Raw genomic sequence first — 17,542 nt, forward strand, 5'->3', positions numbered from 1 at the left:
GACCTGTCCTTCGCGGGCTGGTTCATGTGGCCTCAGGTTAAGGAGAAGGCGATGCGCGTTTCAAGACGGTCCGAGGTCGATGCCTTTATCGTGATGGATGTGATGGAGGCCGCGCGGGCCGCCGAAGAGGCTGGCCGCCACATCATCCACATGGAAGTGGGCCAGCCCGGCACCGGTGCCCCAAAGGCGGCGCGGGCGCGCCTGGCGGCAGAAATGGAGGCCGGGCCGCTTGGCTATACCGTCGCCCTTGGCCGCCCCGATCTGCGTGCCGCAATCGCCGCAGTTTATGACGAATGGTATGGCATCGATCTTGATCCGGCCCGGGTGGTGGTGACCGCCGGGGCCTCGGGCGCGTTTCTGCTGGCGTTCACGGCGCTTTTTGATGCCGGGGACAAGGTCGGCCTGGGCGAACCCTGCTACCCGAGCTACCGCCAGATCCTGCGCGCCCTCAGCCTTGATCCGGTCGGGTTTCAGACCACCGCCGCGACCCGGTTCCAGCCGGTTGCGGGTGATCTGAGCGATGATCTGGCGGGGCTTGTCGTGGCGTCCCCGGCCAACCCGTCGGGCACCATGCTGGACCGGGATGCCATGACGGCGCTGGTCGAGACCTGCGCGGCGCGCGGCATATCGTTGATTTCAGACGAAATTTACCACGGGCTGCAATATGATGGCCCGGCGGTTTCGGCGCTGGAAATTTCCGATGACCTTTATGTCATCAATTCCTTTTCAAAATATTTCTCCATGACCGGCTGGCGGTTGGGCTGGATGGTGGTGCCCGAGGCTCATATCCGCGTGGTTGAGAGGCTGGCGCAGAACATGTTCATCTGTCCGCCGCATGCCGCCCAGGTCGCCGCGCTTGGGGCGCTGTCGCCTGAGGGCCGGGCCGAGCTGGACCGGCACCGCGAAACCTATGCCGCCAATCGGGAACTGATGCTGGCCGGGCTGGCGCGGGCCGGATTCGACAAGGTGGCCCCGGCGGATGGCGCATTCTATGTCTATGCCGATGCCTCGGACCATACTGATGACAGCCTCGCCTTTGCAGCGGAAATTCTCGAAAAAGCAGGCGTTTCGGTCACGCCCGGTCTCGATTTCGATCCCGTTCGCGGCCACAGCACGCTGCGGTTTTCCTATGCCCGCGCCACGGCTGATATCGAGGAAGGGCTGGCGCGGCTGCAACGCTTCATGGCCGCGCGCTGATGGCTTGGGCTTTGACCCGCAACCTGCTAGCATCCGGCGATCTCAATTTCGGCGGAAGACCGATGATCCGGGCAGGTCTGGCACTTACTTTGACACTCTTTTTTTCCCTGCCCGCGCTGGCGCAGGATTTTCGCGCCATGGCGCGGGTCGAAGCCTCTGAAAGCCACCTGATTGATCAGGGCGATGGGGCGGAATTGCTGCTGGCGCTGACCCAGGCCGTGCCCTTCCGGGTGTTCACATTGCAGGACCCGGACCGGGTGGTGATTGATTTCCGCGAAGTGGCCTGGGGCGATCTGGCGGAGGCGATCGACGAGTCAAACGCGATTTCATCGGTGGCAACGGGCGGGGCCGGGGCCGGGTGGTCGCGCATGGTTTTGACGCTGGCCGCGCCGATGGCGGTGGTCGAGGCCGGGATGGAAACCGAAGCCGGCGATGGCTCGGCCCTGGTTCGGCTGCGCCTTGACCCGGTTGACCGCGCCACATTCGCCGCCAATGCCGGTGCGCCGGCCGCGGCCGGTTTGCCGCCCGAACCTGTGCTGGCCGCGCCCGCGCCGCCACCTGGCACGGATCTGATCATGGTGGCGCTGGATCCGGGTCATGGCGGCGTCGATCCCGGCGCGCAGCGCGATGGCATGGATGAGGCCGAACTGATGCTGGTCTTTGCGCTGGAATTGCGTGAAGTGCTGTTGCGCACGGGGCGGTTCGATGTGGTGCTGACCCGCGAGGGCGATTGGTTCGTGTCGCTGCCGGAACGCGTGACCATCGCGCGTGGGGCCGGGGCCGATGTCTTCGTGTCGCTGCATGCCGATGCGCTGACCGAGGGCCGGGCGCGCGGGGCCACCGTCTACACCCTGTCCGATACCGCCAGCGATGCCGCCTCTGCCGCTCTGGCCGAAGCGCATGACCGCGCCGATCTGCTGGCGGGTGTCGATCTGGCGGGCAATGATGATGAGGTGGCCGGGGTGCTGATCGACCTGGCGCGGCTGGAAACCGCGCCGCGATCAAGCGCTTTGGCCGATCATTTGGTGGCGGGGCTGACCGCCGCCGGGGCCACGCTTTATAATCAGCCCCGTCTCCAGGCCGGGTTTTCCGTGCTCAAGGCCGCCGATATCCCGTCGATCCTGCTGGAGCTTGGCTTCCTGTCCGATTCCGACGATCTGGAGAATCTGCGAAACCCTGACTGGCGTGCCCGCGTGCATGAAGGCATCCGCGACGCGTTGCTGAACTGGGCACTTGAGGATGCCGCGATTTCCGCCCTGCTGCGGCGCTGACGCGGGGCCGGGGGGGGCGATTTTTCTGTTGGTCGGGGCCGTGATCCGGCCCGGCACGTTTGCATCGTGCAAATTCGGGTGACTGGGCAGCGCTGCGTTTTGCCGTGCGTCTGCCTGTGAACGGTCAAGCGAGCTTTGCGGTTTTCGCGGCGGTGAGGCCGCGTCTTCCGGACAATTCACCTGAACAAATCAGTGCATGATTTATGGGGTAAAATAATACCTCTTTTGTAACTGATTGAATTTCAACAAATAACTTAAATTCGATACCCTTGACCTCGGCCAACAATAGGGTAGAACACGCATATCGACGGAGGGCCTGCGCCCTCTGCTTTTTTTCTGATGTCCCGGTGCCACCCTGGCCCGGCAGCCCAAGGAAGCCTGAGATGAAGACCTTCTCTGCCACGCCGGCGGATATCGACAAAGACTGGATCCTGATCGACGCCGAAGGCGTGGTTCTGGGGCGTCTGGCCTCGATCATCGCCATGCGGCTGCGCGGTAAGCACAAGCCGTCCTTCACGCCCCATATGGATATGGGCGACAATGTCATCGTCATCAACGCCGAAAAGGTGCAGGTGACGGGCAACAAGCGCAACAAGCCCAATTACTGGCATACCGGCTATCCGGGCGGCATCAAATCCCGCACCACCGGCCAGATTCTGGAAGGCAAATATCCTGAACGCGTGCTGACACAGGCCGTCAAGCGGATGCTGCCCGGCGGGCCGCTCAGCCGCCAGCAGATGACCAACCTGCGCGTTTATGCAGGGGCCGAGCACCCGCATGAAGCCCAATCGCCCACCGTTCTGGATGTCGCATCCATGAACCCGAAAAACACCCGGAGCGCATGATCATGGCCGAGACTATTTCCTCACTCGATGAGCTGAAAGCCGTGGCTGGTGATGATAGCGCACCCGTCGTTCTGAATATGGGCGAGCCGCGCGAACAGATCCGCGACGCGCTTGGCCGATCCTATGCCACCGGCAAACGGAAAGATGCGGTTGCCCGCGTCTGGATCAAACCGGGGTCTGGTAAAGTGATCGTGAATGGCAAGGACATGTCCGTGTATTTCGCACGGCCCGTGTTGCAGATGATCCTGCGCCAGCCCTTCACTGTTGCAGGGCGCGAAGGCGAGTTCGACGTGATGGCCACCGTCAAGGGTGGCGGTCTGTCGGGGCAGGCCGGTGCCGTCAAGCATGGCATCTCCGTGGCCTTGCAGCGCTATGAGCCGTCTTTGCGTGGCGCGCTGAAAGCGGCGGGTTTCCTGACCCGTGACAGCCGCGTCGTGGAACGCAAGAAATTTGGTCGGGCAAAAGCGCGCAAGAGCTTCCAGTTCTCCAAGCGTTAAGCTTTCCAGAGACCAGACGAGCAAGGGCTGCCCTATTTTGGGCGGCCCTTTTTCGTTGCAGGGAAATTGCGCTGCCTGCGGCATCGCCCGGCGCGGCCATCGCAGACATCGTTCGTTTGGCTCCGGCTATCTGACGGTGCAATTGAGTATTTTTGCAAAGAAGAAGATGGGCAAGGGGCAGGGGGGAATCGTCTGGGCAGCATGGTGCCCGCGCAGGCAGGATGGCAAATGGCTGGCCAGCCTGCTGCATTGCGGCAACGCGGTGGCACCTGTCCGGCGCTAAATGTCGGGTTTACCGCTAACATATTGCGACATATCAGTTTTCCGGGTTCTCACTCCGGAACGCCCCGCCTATAAGCCTGCTCCAAGAGGATAAGGAGCATAGCCATGACCGTCACTGTCGGGATCAACGGATTTGGCCGTATCGGCCGCTGCACGCTGGCCCATATTGCCGAAAGCGCGCGCAATGATGTCTCGGTCGTCAAGATCAATGCCACCGGTCCGATCGAGACCTCGGCGCATCTGTTGCGCTATGATTCCGTGCATGGCCGGTTTGCCGGCACCATCACCACCGATGGCGATACCATGGATCTGGGCCGCGGACCGATGAAGATGTTTTCGACCTATGACCCGCGTGAGCTGGACTGGTCGGGCTGCGATGTTGTGCTGGAATGCACCGGCAAGTTCAACGATGGCGACAAGGCGGCGGTGCATCTGGATCAGGGCGCAAAATCGGTGCTGATCTCGGCCCCGGCAAAGAATGTGCAGAAAACCATCGTCTATGGTGTCAACCACCGGTCCCTGACCGGAGCGGACATCATGGTCTCGAACAGCTCCTGCACCACCAATTGCCTGGCCCCGCTGGCGAAAGTTCTGGATGAGGCCATCGGCATTGAGCGCGGCATCATGACGACGATCCACAGCTATACCGGCGACCAGCCGACGCTGGACCGGCGCCATGACGATCTGTATCGCGCCCGCGCCGCCGCCATGGCGATGATCCCGACCTCGACCGGGGCGGCAAAAGCGATTGGCGAAGTGCTGCCGAACCTCAAGGGCAAGCTGGATGGAACCGCGATGCGGGTGCCGACGCATAATGTTTCGGCTGTCGACCTGACATTTGAAGCGGGGCGCAGTGTGACTGTGGCGGATGTCAACGAGGTGGTGCGCGAAGCCTGCGCCGGACATATGGGAATGGTGATGGCCTATGATCCCGAGCCCAAGGTTTCGATCGACTTCAACCACACGGTGCAAAGCTCCATCTTTGCGCCCGCCCAGACCAAGGTTGTGGGCGGGCGCACCGTGCGGGTGCTGGCCTGGTATGACAATGAATGGGGGTTTTCCGCCCGCATGGCCGATGTCGCCGCCACGATGGGGCGCTTGCAGGGCTGATTTGCCCCGGATACCGGCCAGCACCATGGTGGGCGGGGGCCGCTGTGATCCAGCCGGTCGCGCAGCCATCTTGCGTGCGGACCCGGCCTGCGCCATGCTGCCCGCGACAGCCCTCCGGGACCGCGCCCCATGACCAACACCATCGCCTTCTGGCTTGCGCTGATAATTGCGGGCATATTTGCCGCCGATCTGTTCTTTTTTGACTGGGATCTGCACATTGTTCTCGGCCGCCACGTGCTGCGCCTGATCGAATGGGTGGCCTTCTGGCGCTAAGGATATTTGGGTCGGATGGCGCTTACCTTTTTACGCTTCAAGAGTGCCGACCGGATAAACCGGGGTTGAGCCATATAAACCTCCGGCATAGTCGCGGCATCGCCAACTTTCGGTCTATTCCCGACAGGTCCGGTTTGGTGCCATGCTTGGCCGATATGCTGGGCCAAGGCCGACATGGATTGTCCTCGGACGAAGCCCCTGCAATGATCAACCAAAGGAGGGCAAGGCCTATGAAAAAATACAATATTTGGGATCCGTTGCTGCGGGTCTTTCACTGGGCTCTGGTGGCGGGATTTGTCGCCAATGCCCTGTTTCTGGAAGATGACGGCAGCGCCCATCAGGTGGTCGGTTATATCATTCTGGGTTTGCTGGTGTTTCGACTTGTCTGGGGCTTTGCCGGGTCGCGCTATGCCCGGTTTTCCAGTTTCGTGCCGACGCTCGGCAGCATCAGGGGGCAGATCTCGGACATGGCCGCAGGCCGGCGGCGCGTGCATCTGGGCCACTCACCGCTTGGCGCGCTGATGATCTGGAACATCATTGTCACCCTGCTGGCGATTTCTGTCACCGGCTACATGCTGACGATCAGCGGGTATTCCGATGCGGAGTGGGTCGAGGAAGCCCATGAGGCTTTGGTCATTTGGGCCGAGATTTCTGTGGTGGTCCATATTGTTGCGGTGATCTGGGAAAGCGTCCGCACCGGCGTCAACCTGCCGCGCGCGATGGTGACCGGCGTCAAGACCGTCCCTGCCAAAACCACGATCGTGGAGTAGGTGGCAGATCTGCCGGGGTGGTAACCCTGTGAAGGGCCGCGATCGGGCCGCGCCTGAACTTGGCGCGGCCGTCTTCGTGTGGCCGTTTGCGGTCGATTTTCGCGATCTCGTCAGCTAACCTTGTATCATTCCTGGCTGCCAGGTGCTGCGCCCTGTCGAATGGGTGGCGTTCTGGTTTTGATGCCGCAGGGCACCGGTAGCAGGTTTCATCTTCGCCGAAATTGGCGTAAACCAGCGCTGTTAGCGTTAACATACTGGCTCGACGGAGCCTTCCACCGGGATGCGAGGAATACGATATGAGTGTGAAAGTTGCTATTAACGGGTTCGGGCGGATCGGCCGCCTGGTGCTGCGCGCGCTTGTCGAACAGGGCCGCGACGATATTGAGGTGATCGCGATCAACGATCTGGGCCCGGTGGAAACCAATGCCCATCTGCTGCAATTCGACTCGGTGCATGGCCGGTTTCCGTCGAATGTGACGCATGGCGAGGGCTGGATCGATGCCGGGCGTGGGCGCATTGCGGTGACCGCCATTCGCAATCCCGCTGAACTGCCCTGGGGCGATGTCGATATCGTGCTGGAATGCACCGGCATCTTCAAAGGCGACAAGGCCCTGGTGCACCTGGACAACGGGGCGTCCCGGGTGCTGGTTTCGGCCCCGTCCTCGGGCGCGGACAAGACGATCGTCTATGGCGTGAACCATGGCGAGCTGACGGCAAATGACATTCACGTCTCGAACGCGTCCTGCACCACCAATTGCCTGGCCCCTGTGGTCAAGGTGCTGAATGACGGTATCGGTATCAGGCGCGGTTTCATGACCACGATCCATTCCTATACCGGTGATCAGCCGACGCTGGATACGATGCATTCCGACCTGTATCGCGCCCGCGCGGCGGCGATGAACATGATCCCGACCTCGACCGGGGCGGCACGCGCCGTCGGCCTGGTGCTGCCCGAGCTGCAGGGCAAGCTCGATGGCGTCGCAATCCGGGTGCCGACGCCCAATGTCTCGGCCGTTGATCTGACATTCGAGGCCGCCCGCGACACCAGCGCCGAGGAAATCAACGATCTGATGCGCGCCGCTGCCGCCTCGGGCCCGTTGAAAGGTATCCTGGGCGTGACGGATCGCAAACTGGTATCGATGGATTACAACCACGACCCCCACAGCTCGGGCTTTGCCACCGATCAGACCAAAGTGCTGGAGGGCCGCATGGCGCGTGTGCTCAGCTGGTATGACAATGAATGGGGTTTTTCCTGCCGGATGCTGGATACGGCAGTCGAAATGGGCAAACATCTCTGAGGCGATCACCGCCGTCCCGGCCCGCCGCCGCTCGTTCAGGCGGCGCGCCGGGCAGTCCCGACCGGACAGATTTCCGTGGCCATTTTCTACACGAAAACCGCCCGTCTTCTTCTTTGCAAAAATACTCATTCAGGGCTTGAGACATATGCCAGTCGCCCGAATTTCGGGCGCAGGCCTTTCCATGGGCCGAATACGGCCCGCCGCGGGCGATGGCGTCAGCCAGCGCAATCCCTCTCAAATGCCAATAAGCCCCGCTTTATTTAGCGAAACGGGGCGCGTTACAGCAGCTCACGCGCCTTCGCGGCGACGCTTTCGGCGGTGATGCCGAAATGCGCATAAAGCGCGTCTGCCGGGGCCGAAGCTCCAAAACTGTCCATGCCGATGAACCCGGCCTTGGCCTCGCGCCCGCGTTCGCCCAGAAGCCAGCGGTCCCAGCCTTGCCGCACACCGGCCTCGACCGCGACCCGCACCGCGCCACCGGGCAGAACCCGTTTGCGATAGGCGTCGTCCTGGCTGGCGAAAAGCTCCATGCAGGGCAAGGAGACGACCCGCGTGCCAATGCCCTCGGCCTCAAGAATATCGCGCGCCGCCATGGCGATCGACACTTCCGATCCGGTGGCCAGCAGAATGGCTTGTCGCTTGGATCCGGCATCGGCCAGCACATAGCCGCCGCGCCAGGTCAGGTTGGCGGTCTTGTGTTCGTGGCGCAATGTGGGCAGGCCCTGGCGGCTCAGCGCCAGCACCGACGGCGTCGCCTTCTGGTTCAGCGCCGCTTCCCAGCTTTCCGCCGTTTCCACCGCGTCGGCGGGGCGAAATACCAGCATGTTCGGCGTCGCACGCAACATCGCCAGATGTTCGACCGGCTGATGCGTGGGCCCGTCTTCACCCAGCCCGATACTGTCATGGGTCATCACATATTGCACCGAGACCCCCATCAGCGCGCTCAGCCGCATGGCCCCGCGCGCGTAATCGGTAAAGCACATGAAGGTGCCGCCATAGGGGCGCACGCCGCCATGCAGCGCCATGCCGTTCATCGCCGCCGCCATGCCATGTTCGCGGATACCGTAATAGACGTAGCGGCCCTTGCGGTTCTCCGGCTCGAACGTGCCCATATCCGCCGTCTTGGTGTTGTTCGATCCGGTCAGGTCGGCCGAGCCGCCAAGCGTTTCGGGAAGGATCGGGTTGATCACCTCAAGCGCCATTTCGCTGGCCTTGCGGGTGGCGACCTTGGGTGCGGCCTCGGAAATCTGCTTTTTCAGCGCCTTGATCGTGGCTGACAGTTTTCTGGGCATCTCGCCAGACATGGCGCGGGCAAACTCTGCCTGTTTGGCAGTCGACAGCGTGGCGATGCGGGCGTCCCATGCGGCACGCTCGGCGGCACCGCGGGATCCGATGGCCTCCCATTCCTGCTTCAGGTCGGCAGGGATGTCGAACGGGCCGCTGGTCCAGCCATAGGCGGATTTGGTCTCGGAAATCAGCGTCGCATCGGTCAGCGCGCCATGCCCTTTGGAAGTGTCCTGCGCCGAAGATCCAAGCGCGATATGGGTCTTGCAGGCAATCATCGCGGGGCCGGGGCTGGCCTTGGCCGCCACAATGGCCCGGTCGATATCTGCCGGGTCATGGCCGTCGCATTCAAAGACATCCCACCCCGAGGCCGCGAAGCGCGCCATCTGGTCGGTGCGGTCCGACAGGCTGACCTGGCCGTCGATGGTGATGCCATTATTGTCCCACATCACGATCAGGCGGCTCAGTTCGTGGCGCCCGGCCAGGCCAATGGCCTCTTGGCTGACACCCTCCATCAGGCAGCCATCGCCGGCGATGCAATAGATGTGGTGATCGACCACTTTGCTGCCCCACCGGGCGCGCAGGGATGCTTCGGCCATGGCAAACCCGACGGCATTGGCCAGCCCCTGGCCCAGGGGGCCTGTCGTGGTCTCGATGCCGGTGGCATGGCCATATTCGGGGTGGCCGGCGGTGATTGCGCCCAATTGGCGGAAATTGCGGATCTGGTCCAGCGTCATGTCGGCATATCCGGTCAGATGCAGCAGCGAATACAGCAGCATGGAGCCATGGCCCGCGCTCAGAACAAACCGATCCCGATCAGGCCAATGCGGCGCGCCCGCGTCGAATTTCAGGTGCTTTTCAAACAGGACCGTGGCGACATCGGCCATGCCCATCGGCATCCCGGAATGGCCGGAATTGGCAGCCGCGACGGCGTCCAGCGTCAGGGTGCGGATACAGGCGGCGCGGCGCCAGTGATCGGGGTGCGCGGCGGCAAGGGCGGTCAGGTCCAAGGTCGGTATCCTTCCTGTTGGCGGGGGACGGGCTGTGTCGGCGTGATAGCAGGCCCGCTCCGAAGTGCAAGCAGGCCGCAGGGCATCATCTTGCCATTTTCGGCCGAAAAACCGGGGTCGCGGTCGATTCTGGCCCGGAAACGGTTGCAAATCTGGCCCGGATACGATTCGCTGGACCCAGGGTGGCCGGGCCGGGCAAGGCATGCGCCACATCGGGTAGTGACAAAAACGGCAAAGGGTGTGGCAGGATATGAGCGAACCCACTGATCTGGACCAGATCGCGGCGCTTGAGGGACGGATTACAACTGCGTTGGATCGTATCGCGCAAGGGATGGCGGCGCGCAAGGTTGCGGGCCCCACGGGCACCACCGGCGCGGGCGAGGATGCGGCCGAAATGGCCGAACGGCTGGCCGCGCTCAGCGCTGCGCTGGCGGAAACCCAAGCCACGCTGGCATCCGAGCAGGCCACGCATGCGGAGTTGAGCGATCGGCTGCGCGCGGTTGAGGCCGCCCGCAAGGCCGATGCCGATGAGGCTGCGCGCGAATTGACAAAGGCGCGCGAGGCGGCTGTGCCGGCCAGCGACGGGGCCGCGCCTGATGAAGGGGCGGTGGCCGCGCTGGAAGCCGAGCTTGAGCGCCGTCAAAAGGTCGAAGACGTTCTGCGACGGCGCATTCAGCGATTGCGCAAGGACCGCGACCGCTATCGTGAGGAATGCACCGAGGCTCAGGAACAACTGGATGAAGTGCAGGGAAAGGTCGCCCAATTGGAGGCGATATCAGGCCCCGGCGGTGGCGGTGCCGCCAAGGAGATGACGCGGCTCAGGCAAAGCAACCGGGCGCTGCGCGACACGATCGAGGAAATGCGCGAAGGCATTGGCAATGATGCCATTGCCAACAGCGATCTGGTGACAGCGTCGCTGGCGGCTGAACTGGAAAGCCTGCGCGCCGAACGCGCCGCCGATGCGGCCGAGGCGCGCGCGATATTGGCCGAGATCCGGCCGGTTCTGGATGGGGGTGGGGCCGATGCCTGATATCGAGATCGAAATTGGCGGGCGCAGCTTTGCGGTCTCCTGCCAGCCGGGCGAGGAGCCCTTTCTGCAATCCGCGGCCCGGATGCTGGATACGGAGGCCACGGTCATTCTGGGCCAGATCGGACGCATGGCACCGGAACGGATGTTGCTGATGGCGGGCCTTATGCTGGCCGACAAGACCGCCGGTCTGGAGGAAGATCTGCAACGCGCCGAGGAAGCCCTGCGTGCCCGCGACCGCAGCCTGGCCGAGGCCGAGGCCCGGCTGGAACGCCGCGCCCGGCGCATTGCCGAGCTGGAAGAAGCGCCGCCGCCCGATCCCGAACAGGTCTCGGTCGCGGTTGTGCCAAGTTCGTTGACGGACAGCCTGGCCGAACTGGCCGCGCGCGCCGAGGCGCTGGCGCTGGAGCTCGAAGACGGGGCCGAGGCGGGCTGAGGCCCTGGCGTTGACCTGTTTGATCCGGCGCGGAGTGCCGACGATATGCCGGTATCCGACAGCTTTCACAGTTCCATTTGAGCAAAGATCCACGGGGCCCGCATAATTGCGGGCACCAGCGCCGTCATCGCCACAAATGTCAGGAAACGGGGCGGAGGCATCTGCGCCGAGGCCGGATTGCTGGTCTGGTCCTCGGCTGAATTTGCCGCAATAGCCGAAAAAGCGGCCTGCGCCTGCGTCGCTCAGCTGGTCGGCAGAAGGGCCGTTAGCAAGCGGCTGGCCTCATCATAGGGCGCGGCCAGCAATGTGCGGTCTTCGCCGGGGTAGAACCGGGCCCGGGTTCTTGTGGCCATCGGCGCGGGGCTGAGCAGATGGACATTGGGGCCATGGCGCTGATTCTCGGCCTGCCAGCTTTGCACCAACGCCCGTTGCGCGGCCTTGGACATGGCATAGCTGCCGGCGAACTTGCCGGCCTGGGGATCGTCAAAGAACACGGCCTGCGGGTTTGGCGAAGGCGCAATCAGCGGCTCGATCAGCGCGATGGCCCGGGCCAGAGCGCGGATATTGGTGGCGATATTGGCGTCCAGATCCTTGGGCCGGATATGGCTGGCCGGGGTCAGGGCAGTGACATGGATGGCGGCATGCACCCAGATATCGGCCCGGCCCCATCGGTCATGGATATTGCGGCAAAGATGGGCCACCGCATTCTCATCGGTGATGTCCATCGGGGCCAGCGTGGCGCTGCCACCGCGGGCCTTTATGCGGTCATCGAGCTCTTCCAGGCCGCCCACGGTGCGCGCGACCGCAACGACATGCGCGCCCTGCGCGGCGAGCCATTCGGCGCTGGCCGCGCCGAGGCCGCGCGAGGCCCCGGTGACCAGGGCAATCTGTCCATCAAGCAGTTTCTCAGTCATGCGCGCCTGATGGCCGGTTTGCGCGGAATTGGCAAGGGGCAGAGGCCCGAGGGTGCTTGACTTTGGCCGGGCCGGTGGGGAAAACGGAGCCAAGGGGAAATTTCGATTTCAAAAGGAGACGCGCATGAGCCGCGACATGACCTTGAGCCAAGCCGTGACCGGGACCGACGGCGCATTGAAAAAACTGCTGATGGTGGTTGGAGGCTCGGCCTTTATCGCCATCGCCGCCCAGATTTCGGTGCCGATGCTGCCGGTGCCGATGACCTTGCAGACCCTGGCCATTCTGATGGTCGGCTTTACCTTTGGATCGCGCCTGGGCGCGCTGACATTGCTGGCCTATCTGGCGGAAGGCGCGATGGGGTTGCCGGTATTTGCCAATGGCATGAACGGCGCGGCCTTTGCCGGACCGACCGCAGGGTTCCTGTTTGGCTTTGTCGGCATGGCCTATCTGGCCGGTCTAGCCGCCGAACGTGGTATTGCCCGCGGCTTGCTGGGCACCGGGGCGTCGGCGCTGATGATCTCGGGGCTGTTGTATGTTCCCGGCCTGATCTGGCCTGTGGCGCTGGCCGGTGGGCTTGGCTTTGAGGCCGGATGGGTGGCGCAATCGAGCGGCTTTTACTGGACCTGGTTTGTGGCACCGTTCCTGATTGGCGATGTGGTAAAGGCGGGAATTGCGGCGCTGATCGTGACCGGGGCCTGGAAGGCATTGTCGACCCGCTGAACAAAGCGATAGCGAAGAACATGGCACCGCGCGGGGGCGATCCCCGGGCGGTGTTTTTCATGATGACAGGGATTGCGCTGGCTTGCGCCATCGCCCCGGCAGGCGGCCCGCGTCAGGCCCCTTTGGGGCCCTCCTTGGGCCGCTTGGTGCGCGGTGATGGGTTGGTGGCGTCAGATGGAGCGAGACGTGTGGGGGGGGCGAATGCGCGTGCCACCGGTAAGGTGCGGGCAGGTTGATGGCGCTGGATCTGGATATTTGAGGCGCAAAGAAGCCGGGGGATCGGGTCAGGTTTTCGGTTTGCCATGCAGCCTTGCGAGGGCTGTTTCGCAAAACCCAAGCTCCAGCCATTGGCAGCCCTGGCAGAGGGTTTTCAGATCTCCGGGTGCCACGAATTGGCGGATCCGGGACTGGGCCTGGCCCCATGTCAGGATCTAACGCGGTTTGAGCGACAGGGCTGCGGCATGGGCGCGGTCAAGCTTGGTGATTGCGCTCTGGTTGGTGCACAGATTGCCGCGCCGTTTTGGGCAGGGTGTGCAGATATCATCGGCGTGGCCGGTGACCTGGATGGCGGTTGCATCGCCGTCGGGGCCACGCAGCCGGTCGATCACAATGGCGGACAGATTGGCGGTGAAACTGTCGGAATAGCCTTCGCCCCGGTAGCCGAGAGCGCAGAGGAAATGATGCGGGCGGAAACGCAGCCGGGTGGTCGGCGGTTTCACTCTGCCGGTTCCCGCACCTCGAAGCCTTTGGCGAGCATATCGGTGGGTTGCACCGGATAGTCGCCGGAAAAACAGGCGTCGCAATATTGCGGGCAGGAATTGTTGCGCCCCTTGGCCTCGCCCACGGCCCGGTAGAGCCCGTCAAGCGAGATGAAGCGCAGGCTGTCGACCTGCAAATGGGTCTGCATTTCGGCCTCGGTCATCGTTGCGGCCAGCAGTTTTTCACGCTGTGGAGTGTCGACGCCATAAAAGCAGGGCCAGGCGGTGGGCGGGCTGGCGATACGGAAATGCACTTCGGCGGCACCGGCATCCAGGATCATTTCCTTGATCTTGCGGCTGGTGGTGCCGCGCACCACGCTGTCATCGACCAGAATGACCCGTTTGCCGCGGATCAGCGCCCGGTTCACATTCAGTTTCAGCCGCACCCCCATATTGCGGATCTGTTCGGTCGGCTCGATAAAGGTGCGGCCCATATATTGGTTGCGGATGATCCCCATCGCGTAGGGAATGCCACTTTCCTGGCTGTAGCCGATGGCCGCGGGCGTGCCGCTGTCGGGAACGGGGCAGACCAGATCGGCATCAACCGGGGCTTCGCGGGCCAGTTCCACGCCGATCTGGCGCCGCGTCGAATAAACCGACTGGCCACCCAGAATACTGTCGGGGCGCGAGAAATAGACATATTCAAAGATGCAGAACCGCGGTTTTGCGGGATCGAACGGCATATAGCTTTCGATGCCCTTGGCAGAGATCACCACCATTTCACCCGGTTCGATCTCGCGCACGAAATCGGCCCCGATGATATCAAGCGCGCAGGTTTCCGAGCTGAGCACCCAACCATCGCCCAATTGCCCCAGAACCAGCGGGCGCACGCCCAACCGGTCGCGCACGCCAATCAGCTTGGTGCGTGTCATGGCAACGACGGAGAACGCACCCTCAATCCGGCGCAACGCATCCTTCATCCGTTCGGGAATGTTTTTCTGATAGCTGCGCGCCATCAGATGGATAATGCATTCGCTGTCGGATGAGCTTTGGAAGATCGAGCCTTGCCCGATCAGATCGCGGCGCAATTCCTCGGCATTGGTGATATTGCCATTATGGGCAATCGCCGCGCCGCCCATTGAGAATTCACCGAAAAAGGGCTGCACATCGCGGATCTGGGTCGGGCCCTTGGATCCGGAGGTGGAGTAGCGCACATGCCCGATGCCAAGCGAGCCGGGCAGGGTTTCCATCAATCTGGCAGAGGTGAAATTGTCGCGCACATAGCCAAAGCGGCGGGCCGATTGGAACCCGTGTTCGGGGTCATGGGTGACGATGCCACCGGCCTCCTGACCGCGATGTTGCAAGGCATGCAGACCGAGGGCCACGAAATTGGCGGCATCGCTCACGCCAATGACGCCGAAAACACCGCATTCTTCCTTGAGCTTGTCGTCATCAAACGGGTGGCTCAGGAAGGGGGTCATCTGGGTTTGCATGGGGGGCAGCGCTCCACGTCTCTCCGATTCCCCATGGGCTATAGACAAGCGCCCAGGCAAAGTCACCCGTGACTGTCATGTGATTGTCAAGAATTCGCAGCCCGTGACCATCAGATGGCGAAAGGCAGGGCCATGATGGTGGCCAACCCGGTCAGCGTGACGATCCCAAGGGGGGTGCCCCGGTCGGGATGGCCCGGCTATTCGGTCGGGCGCGATATGGTCCAGATACCGCCGATGCCGTCACCATTGGTATCGCCGACCCGGGCGTCGCCGGAATACAGGTAAAGCGGCCGGCCCTTATAGGCGATCTGCATGGTGCCATCGTCGCGCCGGAACAAGGCGTAATTCTCGCCAAGCTCGGATCCTTCGGGCAACAGCGCCGGCGGCCATGTCTCGGCGCATTGCCCGGTGCAGCCCGAACGGTTCTCGGCGTCGCCATCACGCATGTAAAGCGTCATATGCGTCTGGTTCATCATATAGACGCTGCCGCGGAATTCGCGCGAATGCACCAGATCATTGCCATGGCTGTCGGCGATGGCAGAGGTTGCTGCGACAGACAGCGCCAGGCTGACGATCAGGGTGCCGGTACGGTTCATCGGGGATCACTCGCATTTGCTGTTCAGGGTGGCGGCGACCCTATCGTGGCGATGCCCCGATTGAAAAGGCCATGCGCGAACACAATTCCGTCAGCTTCTGCAATCCTCCGCAGGCCGGTCATAACGCCTGACCATCCGGCCCGCAGCACCGCCACAGGTGCGACCGGCAGAGCGGCGGCGTCGCCGGCCCGGTGCGGTGGTTCTCAAATGGTGAGGGGCAGGACCATGATGGCGGCCAGAACGGTCAGGGCGACGACCCCGAGCGCGGGCAGTCTGGCGCTGGCGCGCCCGGCAAGGTGATGCGCCTGACGGCTGCGCAACTGACGCCCGCGGGCCATGTAATAGGCGGTATCAATGGATCCATCGGGGCGGGTGAGGGGCGTTGTGTGGGGTGCTGTGCGGGTCATCGGGGTATTCCTTTCATCGGGTTTGCGGTGCTGATGTCCTGAGATTGCCCGCTTTGCGCGCGCCCGGCTTGAAGCGCGCCTTTAGAAACCCTTGTGATTGGCTTCTGTTTTGCCCATTTCCCGGTCTTTGCTTGAGAAACCCCGCCTGCATTGTGCAATATGGGCCATGACCTATCGTTTTGGCACCAGTGAGCTGGACCCTGATCGCCACCGGCTCAGCAACGATGGGGCCGAGATTCATACTGAGCCGCAGGTCTTTGCCCTGCTTGCGCTGTTGCTGGCGCGGGCCCCCGATCTGGTCAGCTATGATGATCTGATGACCGAAATCTGGAAGGGCCGCATCGTTTCGGACGCGACGGTTGCGGCGCGGATCAGTGCGGCGCGCGCGGCGGTGGGCGATGATGGCAAGGCGCAGGGCATCATCCGGACCGTGCCGCGCTGTGGTGTGCAGATGGCGGTCGCCGTCACACTGGTCGGACCGGGCGGTGATGCGCCCTTGGCCGCGCCGCAAGCGATTGGCGCGCCGATGCAGCAAACGATTCGCTATACCAAGTCGCGCGACGGCACCGCGATAGCCTGGGCCGAAATTGGCGACGGGCCGCCGCTGCTGCGTGGGGGGCATTGGCTCAGCCATCTGGAACATGACTGGCAAAGCCCGGTCTGGCGGCCATTGCTGGAACGGCTGTCGCACGGGCGGCGGTTGATCCGCTATGATCCGCGCGGCACCGGCCTGTCGGATCGCAATCTGGGCGCGGCGACATTGCCGGAATTTGTCGATGACATGGAGGCGGTGGCCGATGCGGCCGGGCTGGACCGGTTTCCGATCTATGCCACTTCGCAAAGCGTGCCGATCTCGCTCAGCTTTGCCGCGCGCCGGCCTGAACGGGTCAGTCGGCTGATTTTGCTGAACGGGCTGGTTCGCGGATCGACCGCGCGCGGCGACAAGGCCACGACCGATATGATGGTCGCGATGATCAAATCCGGTTGGGGTGTCGCGGGCAGCCCCTTCATGCGCGCCGTGGCGACCCTGTTCATGCCGCGCGCCACGCCTGAAGAACTGGAAAGCCAGGTGCAGATGCAGGCAGTATCGGCCACGCCCGATACGGCGGCCGAGATCCGGCGGCTCGTCGGCGATATCGATGTCAGCGATATTCTGCACAAGGTGCTGGCACCGGCATTGGTGATGCACAGCGCCGGCGACGCGGTGCAATCGCCGGAACAGTCAAAGCTGATCGCCGGTTCGCTGCCCAACGCTGAGTTTTCCCTCTACGATTCGCCCAATCACATGATGGTGCCAAGCGATCCGACCTGGGGGCCTTGCATGGACGCGTTCGACCGGTTCCTGGCGGGCGAGCAGGATGCATGACCGGCGCGCGCCCGGACCGGTCCGCAGTTGCCAGCCATTGGCTTCGG

General features: G+C 63.2%; 18 protein-coding genes. 12 read left to right on the top strand and 6 right to left on the bottom strand.

Translation table 11 applies throughout. From position 1 onward, the window contains the following. Positions 1 to 51: 51 nt before the first annotated feature. The 8 genes from ACW8PS_RS14330 (at position 52) to gap (ACW8PS_RS14365) (ending at position 7,543) form a co-directional block, all read left to right on the top strand. Positions 52 to 1,197 carry a pyridoxal phosphate-dependent aminotransferase gene (locus tag ACW8PS_RS14330; RefSeq protein ID WP_491528177.1) on the top strand — a complete coding sequence of 382 codons (1,146 nt, stop codon included), beginning with the start codon at positions 52 to 54 and terminating at the stop codon, positions 1,195 to 1,197. Positions 1,198 to 1,286: 89 nt separating this feature from the next. Continuing rightward, on the top strand, positions 1,287 to 2,468 hold the full coding sequence (locus ACW8PS_RS14335) for an N-acetylmuramoyl-L-alanine amidase (protein WP_491528178.1): 1,182 nt from the start codon (positions 1,287 to 1,289) through the stop codon (positions 2,466 to 2,468). A gap of 383 nt (positions 2,469 to 2,851) precedes the next feature. Continuing rightward, a complete protein-coding gene (rplM, locus tag ACW8PS_RS14340) occupies positions 2,852 to 3,313 on the top strand; it encodes a 50S ribosomal protein L13 (protein WP_491528179.1) in 462 nt (153 codons plus the stop codon). A 2-nt stretch (positions 3,314 to 3,315) separates the two neighbouring features. Beyond that, entirely contained in the window at positions 3,316 to 3,810 is a 495-nt protein-coding gene (gene rpsI, locus ACW8PS_RS14345; protein ID WP_491528180.1) for a 30S ribosomal protein S9, read from the top strand. Positions 3,811 to 4,197: 387 nt separating this feature from the next. Beyond that, the gene (gene gap / locus ACW8PS_RS14350) at positions 4,198 to 5,202 is read left to right on the top strand and encodes a type I glyceraldehyde-3-phosphate dehydrogenase (protein WP_491528181.1); all 1,005 of its coding nucleotides are present in this window, start codon (positions 4,198 to 4,200) and stop codon (positions 5,200 to 5,202) included. Positions 5,203 to 5,331: 129 nt separating this feature from the next. After that, positions 5,332 to 5,475 carry a hypothetical protein gene (locus ACW8PS_RS14355; RefSeq protein ID WP_491528182.1) on the top strand — a complete coding sequence of 48 codons (144 nt, stop codon included), beginning with the start codon at positions 5,332 to 5,334 and terminating at the stop codon, positions 5,473 to 5,475. Between the two features lie 230 nt (positions 5,476 to 5,705). Next, positions 5,706 to 6,245: a cytochrome b/b6 domain-containing protein gene (locus ACW8PS_RS14360; protein WP_491528183.1), complete on the top strand. Its 540-nt coding sequence runs from the start codon at positions 5,706 to 5,708 to the stop codon at positions 6,243 to 6,245. Between the two features lie 296 nt (positions 6,246 to 6,541). Continuing rightward, positions 6,542 to 7,543, top strand: coding sequence for a type I glyceraldehyde-3-phosphate dehydrogenase (gap, locus tag ACW8PS_RS14365; protein WP_491528184.1), 1,002 nt, complete (start codon positions 6,542 to 6,544; stop codon positions 7,541 to 7,543). A gap of 278 nt (positions 7,544 to 7,821) precedes the next feature. Here the strand turns inward: gap (ACW8PS_RS14365) and tkt are convergent, their stop codons facing one another. Further along, on the bottom strand, positions 7,822 to 9,837 hold the full coding sequence (tkt, locus tag ACW8PS_RS14370; RefSeq protein WP_491528186.1) for a transketolase: 2,016 nt from the start codon (positions 9,835 to 9,837) through the stop codon (positions 7,822 to 7,824). 250 nt (positions 9,838 to 10,087) lie between these two features. Between tkt and ACW8PS_RS14375 the strand changes: the two genes are divergently transcribed. Together ACW8PS_RS14375 and ACW8PS_RS14380 are read left to right on the top strand one after the other, a co-directional pair. After that, positions 10,088 to 10,867, top strand: a complete 780-nt coding sequence (locus ACW8PS_RS14375) for a hypothetical protein (RefSeq protein ID WP_491528187.1) — start codon at positions 10,088 to 10,090, stop codon at positions 10,865 to 10,867. Then, the gene (locus tag ACW8PS_RS14380; protein ID WP_491528188.1) at positions 10,860 to 11,300 is read left to right on the top strand and encodes a cell division protein ZapA; all 441 of its coding nucleotides are present in this window, start codon (positions 10,860 to 10,862) and stop codon (positions 11,298 to 11,300) included. The genes ACW8PS_RS14375 and ACW8PS_RS14380 overlap by 8 nt, the downstream gene beginning before the upstream one ends. A gap of 242 nt (positions 11,301 to 11,542) precedes the next feature. Here the strand turns inward: ACW8PS_RS14380 and ACW8PS_RS14385 are convergent, their stop codons facing one another. Beyond that, positions 11,543 to 12,214, bottom strand: coding sequence for an SDR family NAD(P)-dependent oxidoreductase (locus tag ACW8PS_RS14385; protein ID WP_491528189.1), 672 nt, complete (start codon positions 12,212 to 12,214; stop codon positions 11,543 to 11,545). 124 nt (positions 12,215 to 12,338) lie between these two features. On the opposite strand from ACW8PS_RS14385, the gene ACW8PS_RS14390 reads away from it, so the two are divergent. Further along, the gene (locus ACW8PS_RS14390; protein WP_491528190.1) at positions 12,339 to 12,935 is read left to right on the top strand and encodes a biotin transporter BioY; all 597 of its coding nucleotides are present in this window, start codon (positions 12,339 to 12,341) and stop codon (positions 12,933 to 12,935) included. A 431-nt stretch (positions 12,936 to 13,366) separates the two neighbouring features. On the opposite strand, the gene ACW8PS_RS14395 is transcribed toward ACW8PS_RS14390, so the two are convergent. From ACW8PS_RS14395 to ACW8PS_RS14410, 4 genes are all read right to left on the bottom strand, one after another. Beyond that, the gene (locus ACW8PS_RS14395) at positions 13,367 to 13,654 is read right to left on the bottom strand and encodes a DUF1284 domain-containing protein (protein ID WP_491528191.1); all 288 of its coding nucleotides are present in this window, start codon (positions 13,652 to 13,654) and stop codon (positions 13,367 to 13,369) included. Then, on the bottom strand, positions 13,651 to 15,114 hold the full coding sequence (purF, locus tag ACW8PS_RS14400; protein ID WP_491528208.1) for an amidophosphoribosyltransferase: 1,464 nt from the start codon (positions 15,112 to 15,114) through the stop codon (positions 13,651 to 13,653). The genes ACW8PS_RS14395 and purF overlap by 4 nt, the downstream gene beginning before the upstream one ends. Before the next feature lie 209 nt (positions 15,115 to 15,323). Continuing rightward, positions 15,324 to 15,722 (bottom strand): COG4315 family predicted lipoprotein, encoded by a 399-nt coding sequence (locus ACW8PS_RS14405; RefSeq protein WP_491528192.1) that lies wholly within the window; start codon positions 15,720 to 15,722, stop codon positions 15,324 to 15,326. 203 nt (positions 15,723 to 15,925) lie between these two features. Continuing rightward, positions 15,926 to 16,129, bottom strand: a complete 204-nt coding sequence (locus ACW8PS_RS14410) for a hypothetical protein (protein WP_491528193.1) — start codon at positions 16,127 to 16,129, stop codon at positions 15,926 to 15,928. Positions 16,130 to 16,295: 166 nt separating this feature from the next. Here ACW8PS_RS14410 and ACW8PS_RS14415 point away from each other — a divergent pair, with 166 nt between their 5' ends. After that, positions 16,296 to 17,495, top strand: a complete 1,200-nt coding sequence (locus ACW8PS_RS14415) for an alpha/beta hydrolase (protein ID WP_491528194.1) — start codon at positions 16,296 to 16,298, stop codon at positions 17,493 to 17,495. Positions 17,496 to 17,542 lie beyond the last annotated feature (47 nt).

The organism is Alterinioella sp. (genome assembly GCF_058343375.1).